Here is a 4872-nt window from a genome sequence, read left to right as displayed (position 1 = left end):
AACCAATCTTGTTCGGGATCCTGGCCTCTATCCTGCTGAAGGCGAAGACCAGAATGCCGGTTATCGTCATGTAGATCAGCGCCAGCAGCAGCAAGGGCTCGTAGGTGAGGTAGGTGTCCTGCCGTACTTTGGACGAAACGGCGAAGATGTCGATGACGCTGATCGTCGCCACCAGCGGCGTCGACTTCAATTGCAGCACGGTCTCGCCGGTCAGCGTCGGCAGCGCCCGGTAGATGGCTTGCGGCAGCCAGATCCGCCGGAACGCCTTCCAGCGGCTCATGCCGAAGGCGCGGGCGGCTTCGAGTTGCCCCTTGGGCACGCCGGCGAAGGCGCCGCGCATCACCTCGCCCTCATAACCGGCGAACGACAGGGTCAGCGCCAGCACGCCATAGGGCCAGGCTTGCCGCAGATATGGCCACATCCAGGATTCGCGGATCCACGGATATTGCGGGAACAGCGAACCCAGGCCGTAATAGAGCAGCCAGAGCTGGATCAGCAGCGGCGTGCCCCGGATCACCGTGCAGAACACCTTGGCGGGTGCGGCGAACCAGAACGAGCCGGCAGCCTGCGCCAGGCCAAGCGGGACGGCCAGCAGGAAGCCCAGCACGCAGGTGACGGCCAGGATCCACAGCGAGCGCCAGAGGCCGATCAAGCCCATTTCATAATATTGCGGCAGCCAGTCCCAGCGCATGAAAAAGGCGGCCGACAGAACAAGGCCCAGTGCGATCAGGATCAGCACGATGCGGTGCGGCTGCAGCCACAGCGACGTTCGCGCGACGACGTCGATGATGGTCGCCTCGTTGGCCATCAGCGCGCCTCCTTGAGCGAAGGCATGCCGCGCCGCGACCAGGTCTCGACCCGGCCGATAACGAGGTTGGAAAACAGCGACAAAAGCAGATAGAGCACGCCCGCCGCGAAAAAGAAGGTGAAATAGGCCTTGGTGACGCCCGCTGCCTGCCGCGTTGCCAGCGCCAGCTCGTAGAAGCCGACAACAGCCAATAGCGCGGTGTCCTTGGTGGCGATCAGCCAGAGATTGGCGAGGCCCGGAATAGCGAAGGGCAGCATTGACGGCAAGGTGATGCGCCGCAACATCAGGCCCGGAGACATTCCATAGGCGCGGGCGGCTTCGATCTGGCCCTGCGGAATGGCCAGGATCGCGCCGCGTATCACCTCTGTCGAATAGGCGCCCTGGACGAAGCCGAGCACGGCGATGCCGGCGGCAAGGCCGCTCACGTCGACGCGCTGATAACCCATGGCCGTCAGCGCCTGATTGATCAGGTCGGTGCCGGCGTAATAGAGCAGCAGGATCAGCACCAGTTCGGGCACGGCGCGCACGATGGTGGTGTAAACCGCCAGGAGATCGCGCACCACCGGCCCGCCATAAAGCTTGCCATAGGCGCCGCCGGTGCCGATCAGAAGGCCGAGGCACGTGGCGCCCAGCGCGATCTCGATCGAATGCAGCAGCCCAACCAGAAGCGCCCCGCCCCAGCCTGGCGGGTAGGGCGAGAGAAGCTCGGTGATGCCGGCCGCGGAGGCCGAAAGAAGTGCGTCGATCAGCGTCGCCCCCGAAGTGCTGACTAACCGCCGACGGCTGCGTCGGCGGCAAACATGCCTGGGAAAGATCGAGCAGGTGGGGCATGGCGCGACGCCACACCCCACAGCTCATACGAGGATCGTCAGTTCGACTGCGCGCCGCCGCCGCCGTAAATGTCGAAATCGAAGTATTTCTTCGAGATCTCGTCATATTTGCCGTTGGCGCGGATCGCCTTGATGCCGGCGTTGATTTTGCCCTTCAGGTCGGTGTCTTCCTTGCGCACGCCGGCGCCGACGCCCGGTCCGAGCACTTCGTCATCGGGAGCGACCATGCCCTTCAGGTCGCAGCAGGCTTTGCCCTGGTCGGATTTGAGGAATTCGCCAAGCGCGATGGAATCGGCCTGCACCGCGTCGAGACGGCCGGCGGCCAGATCGTTGTTGGCCTCGTCCTGGGTCTGGTATTCCTTGATCTCGGAGGCTGTGCTGCCAAAGTGCTTCTTGGCATAGACAGCGTGCACCGTCGACACTTGCACGCCGACGATCTTGCCCTTGAGGTCGTCCGGAGCGGAGCCGAATTTCTGGTCCTTCGGGCCGATGATCGCGGTCGGCGTGTTATAGTACTTGTCCGAGAAATCGATCGTCTTCGCGCGTTCGGCGGTGATCGACATCGAGGAGACGATGAGGTCGATCTTCTTGGTCGTCAGAGCCGGGATGATGCCGTCCCAGGCAACCGGGGTGATGACGCAATCGAGCTTCTCCTCGGCGCAGACGGCGTCGATGAAGTCGATCTCCCAGCCGATCCATTTGCCCGAAGCATCGGGCGAGGTGAAGGGCGGATAAGGCTCGGCGGCGACGCCGATCTTGACCGGATCGGCCTTGGCCACGCCCATGGCGGCGACGCCGAGCAGCAGCGCTGCGGCAAATGTCTTCAGAACGGTCTTCATTTCATGACTCCCAGTTTGTTGTTGGTTCCCGGTTTTCTTCCGTCCCGGCTTGCCTAGCCGATGTTGCGGATGAACTGCTTCAGCCTTTCGGATTTCGGTGCGCCGAAGATCTGCTCCGGCGGCCCTTCTTCCTCGACCAGCCCGTTGTAGAGGTAGACGACATGGGTCGCGACCTCGCGGGCGAACTTCATCTCGTGGGTGACCAGCACCATGGTGCGGCCTTCGCGCGCCAGGTCGCCGATCACCTTCAGCACCTCGCCGACCAGTTCGGGATCGAGCGCGGAGGTGGGCTCGTCGAACAGCATGACGCGCGGATTGATGGCCAGCGCCCGGGCGATCGCGGCGCGCTGCTGCTGGCCGCCCGACAGATAGGCCGGATAGACGTCGCGCTTTTCAGCCAGACCGACACGGGCGAGCAGCCTCTCGGCCTCGCCGATCGCCACATCGCGCTTGACGCCAAGCACATGCACCGGAACCTCGATGACGTTTTCGATCAGCGTCATGTGGCTCCACAGGTTGAAGTTTTGGAACACCATGCCGAGCTTGGAGCGGATGCGCTCGATCTGCTTGCGGTCGGCCGGAATGGTGTGGCCGTGGCTGTCGGCCTTGAGCTTGATCTCCTCGCCATTGACGCGAATGATGCCGCTGGTCGGGTTTTCCAGGCAGTTGATGCAGCGCAGCAGGGTCGATTTGCCGGAGCCCGAGCCGCCGATGATGGCGATGACCTCGCCGTCGCGCGCCGACAGCGAGACGCCCTTCAGCACATGCAGCTCACCGAACTTCTTGTGCAGGTTCTCGACATGGATGGCTTCGGCGGCGCCGTCCTGCGCCTTGCCGGATCGGACTGCGGCAGCTTCCACCACGCTCACCGGGTGACCTCTATCGGGTCGGCTGCGGTTCGTCGAACGTGTATCCGGCTAATTAACATATACGCTGTACTGCCCCGCTCCAGACTTCAGCATGGACCCAACGGCGAGAGCCCGTCAATCCTGCTTATTACGGCACTTGCGAGCTTGTTGTGCAAGTGTATAAATAGCCTTCCATGAAATTTTCTCGATTTTTTTCAGCGAAAAAGGACTTCGATGAGCGCTTTCGGATCACAGTCCATGGCGGCGCCGCTGCGCCGCGTGCTGATGCGGTCGGCGGCCAACGCCATGCGCAATGCCGACAGGGCTGCCTGGCACTATGGCCCCGGATTCAATCCGGCGAAAGCGGCATCGCAGCACGCGCTCCTTGCTGAACTGGTGGCGGCTTCCGGTGCCGAAATCGAATGGATCGAGGACACGGCGGATGGACTTTCGGACTCGGTGTTCACGCACGACCCGTCGCTGATGACCGATCGCGGCGCGCTGATTCTGTCCATGGGCAAGCCGTTGCGCGCCAGGGAGCCCTCGCTGCATGAGGAAACCTACCGAAGGCTGGGCATTCCAATCCTGGGCCGCGTCGAGGTTCCTGGCCAGGTCGAAGGCGGTGATTGCGTATGGCTCGATGCCCGTACGCTGGTGATCGGGCGCGGTGTCCGCTCCAACCAGGAAGGCATCCAGCAGGTTTCCAACCTGCTGACGCCGCTGGGCGTTTCCGTCTACGGCTTTGATCTTCCGCTGTGGCAAGGCGAAGAAGCGTGCCTGCATCTGATGTCGGTGATCAGCCCGCTGGCCGACGACCTCGCATTGGTCCATTCACCGCTTTTGCCGGCCCCATTCTATCAGATGCTGAAGGCGCGTAACATCCGGCTGGTCGAAGGCGACGCCGAAGAGTTCGCGGCTTCCAACGGCCTTAGCCTGAACGTGCTGCCGACCAGCCCACACAAGATCATTGCCGTCGCAGGCTTTCCAAAGACCAAAGCCGCGATGGAAGCCGCCGGCTGCACGGTCGAAATCTTCGAGGCGGATGCGCTCTGCATCGCCTGCGAGGGCGGGCCGACATGCCTGACGCGACCGATCCTGCGCCAATGAATATGCCATCCCGCCGCAGGTTCCGTCGCGAGGGCGAGGAGCGGCGGCGGCAGGATCTGATCGAGGCCACTCTGGACAGTGTGGCGGAACATGGCCTGCAGGGCGCCACCTTGCGCACCATCGCATTGCGTGCCGGCGTCACCGCCGGGCTGATCCGGCACTATTTTCCCGGCAAGGAAGAATTGCTGCAGGAAGCCTATGCAGCGCTGATGGGCCGCATGACCGAGCAGGCGAAAGCGGCTTTGGTCATGGAGAATGCCTCGCCTCGCCAGCGCCTTGCGGCTTTCGTCACCGCCAACCTCAATGCGCCGATTATCGACGCGCGGGTGTTTTCGCTCTGGGCAACCTTCATCGGCCGCGCCAGAGCGGATCCGACCTTGGCCCACGCCCACCGCGAAGGCTACCTTGGTTTTCGCAATGAGGTGGAAGCGGTTGTGGCC

Annotated in this window: 6 protein-coding genes; 2 read left to right on the top strand and 4 right to left on the bottom strand. The window is 63.1% G+C overall.

Annotated elements, in window-relative coordinates:
- From EN884_RS25795 to EN884_RS25780, 4 genes are all read right to left on the bottom strand, one after another.
- On the bottom strand, window positions 1-808 hold an 808-nt coding region (locus EN884_RS25795), incomplete at its 3' end, for an ABC transporter permease (protein ID WP_013528191.1).
- Window positions 808-1521, bottom strand: coding sequence for an ABC transporter permease (locus EN884_RS25790; protein ID WP_196815384.1), 714 nt, complete (start codon window positions 1519-1521; stop codon window positions 808-810). The genes EN884_RS25790 and EN884_RS25795, both read right to left, overlap by 1 nt.
- A 155-nt stretch (window positions 1522-1676) precedes the next feature.
- Window positions 1677-2477, bottom strand: a complete 801-nt coding sequence (locus EN884_RS25785; protein ID WP_063169843.1) for a transporter substrate-binding domain-containing protein — start codon at window positions 2475-2477, stop codon at window positions 1677-1679.
- Window positions 2478-2530: 53 nt separating this feature from the next.
- A complete protein-coding gene (locus EN884_RS25780; RefSeq protein WP_063169844.1) occupies window positions 2531-3346 on the bottom strand; it encodes an ABC transporter ATP-binding protein in 816 nt (271 codons plus the stop codon).
- Window positions 3347-3559: 213 nt separating this feature from the next.
- Between EN884_RS25780 and EN884_RS25775 the strand changes: the two genes are divergently transcribed.
- On the top strand, window positions 3560-4432 hold the full coding sequence (locus tag EN884_RS25775; RefSeq protein ID WP_024501898.1) for a dimethylarginine dimethylaminohydrolase family protein: 873 nt from the start codon (window positions 3560-3562) through the stop codon (window positions 4430-4432).
- The coding region (locus tag EN884_RS25770; RefSeq protein ID WP_245491990.1) for a TetR family transcriptional regulator at window positions 4429-4872 on the top strand (444 nt) is incomplete at its 3' end. The genes EN884_RS25775 and EN884_RS25770, both read left to right, overlap by 4 nt.

The organism is Mesorhizobium sp. M7A.F.Ca.AU.001.01.1.1 (genome assembly GCF_004022735.1).
Taxonomy (GTDB): Bacteria; Pseudomonadota; Alphaproteobacteria; order Rhizobiales; family Rhizobiaceae; genus Mesorhizobium; species Mesorhizobium ciceri.
The sequence above is the reverse complement of the archived record's forward strand: the minus strand, read 5'-3'. Positions and strand labels throughout refer to the sequence as shown.